The 1,550-nt window shown below is 47.5% G+C and carries 2 protein-coding genes; both read right to left on the reverse strand.

The annotated features are described in order from the left end of the window. Positions 1-455: 455 nt before the first annotated feature. Positions 456-644, reverse strand: coding sequence for a hypothetical protein (locus QT998_RS27310; RefSeq protein ID WP_333218218.1), 189 nt, complete (start codon positions 642-644; stop codon positions 456-458). After that, positions 620-1,198 (reverse strand): hypothetical protein, encoded by a 579-nt coding sequence (locus QT998_RS27315; RefSeq protein WP_333218220.1) that lies wholly within the window; start codon positions 1,196-1,198, stop codon positions 620-622. Before QT998_RS27315 ends, QT998_RS27310 begins: the two co-directional genes overlap by 25 nt. Between the last annotated feature and the right edge of the window lie 352 nt (positions 1,199-1,550).

The following is a 1,550-nucleotide window of genomic DNA, read 5'->3' on the forward strand; positions in this document are numbered from 1 at the left end:
TGCCAAGATTCCACAAAAAAGCTACGAAGCCGATCGCGCCCAGCCACAACAGCGACAGTAACAAAGGTGCTAACGGGTGGTGCTTGCGATATTCTGACAAATTTTTAATAACTTCCTTCACCCAAACTTCCTGCGATTTTAGATTTAAAATTTTAACTCGCATTAGAGAGTCTACCGAAAGATTTGCTTTCTCGAAACTCGAAACTCGATCGAATCCGGTTCAACTCAAATCTTGCACCGTTCTCAACAATAGCTGAGCAACCGGGTTTCTCAACCAAAATCTCTGGCCGCAGCTAAGTAAATCCACCTAATGAAATATCAAATATGGCTCGCGACAAAGCTGGCTGTGTATGTCTTCCTCCGACTTCCTTCCTCCTGATGACTTTGTACGGAAAGCTCGGAGGCGACAGCAAAACATGACGTTGGACTGATGACGTTGGACTAATGACGTTGGACTAATGACGTTGGACTTCTGCCTTCTGCCTTCTTCCTTCTTCCGACGGACTTACATCCGTTACATCCGTTACATCCCGTACATTGCTCGTTGCCGAACTTCCTTCTTCCTTCTTCCTTCTTCCTTCTTCCTTCTTCCTTCTTCCTTCTTCCTTCCTCCTAGCCTTCAAGGCTGCAAAATTAATTGCCATTCCTCCGCTGTGCTGTTCCAAGCGGGCGAGGCTGTCTCCCCGGCAACGTAAGGCCCCCAGTAGCGGCGGGAACCATCCTGAGCAAAAACCACCACAATGTCTTCCCGTTTGACTTGTAACTTGCCATCCGGCAGCGATAGCATTAGTCCCTTATCGCCTCCTTCCCCCGGCGCAAAATCCCAGTGTGCCGGTTTCCCGTAGGATTTCTCGGCTTTGCCTTTCGACAGCAGGGCTACTCGCACTGGGTGTTCGCTGCGGTTGCTGACGCGCAGAATGCCGGTGGCTTTAATATTTGCAGGGATTGAGGCAAGCAATTCCTCCTCTGACTCTCGGGGCGCTGCTATTGAGTCGGGTTTTGGCTCGTTTGCGGTATCTCCTGAGCCTGTGGTGACTGGATAAACTGGGGGTATTGGGGGGAGTGCGGTGGCTGCGTTCGGTAGATCGCTGGGCTGATTTGCACCGTTGGAAATCGTGATTTCAAAGCGTCCCAGAAACATTCCTATCATTAGGACGATCGACAATCCAATTAAAATCTGGTAAATTTTAAGCTTCATAAGTTTTATTCTTAAACATATAGTTCGCACAGGTGCAATTAGTCATAACTACTTGGAATATAGAGCCTGGGGCTGCTTTGCCACAAGATACAGATACACTTAATTAGTTGACTGTTCAGAGCGATCGTCTTTGCTAGCAAAGAGGAGGGCTTGACTTTCGATCGCGAAAGCTAATGTAGTCCGGGCGATCGCTCAATACCATCTTAAATGTTAAATTTTAAATTTTAGATGGGGGCCGACACACCCGGTAAACATTTGGAGTCGCTCTCGACCCGCATTTTTTAACTCATCAGTATAATTTTTAACGACTATGCAGAATACCCGAATTAACAGATTGCTTGACATTCTGGGC

Origin of the sequence: Microcoleus sp. S1D4 (assembly GCF_036700765.1) — a bacterium.
In the GTDB taxonomy this organism is placed as follows: Bacteria; Cyanobacteriota; Cyanobacteriia; order Cyanobacteriales; family Microcoleaceae; genus Microcoleus.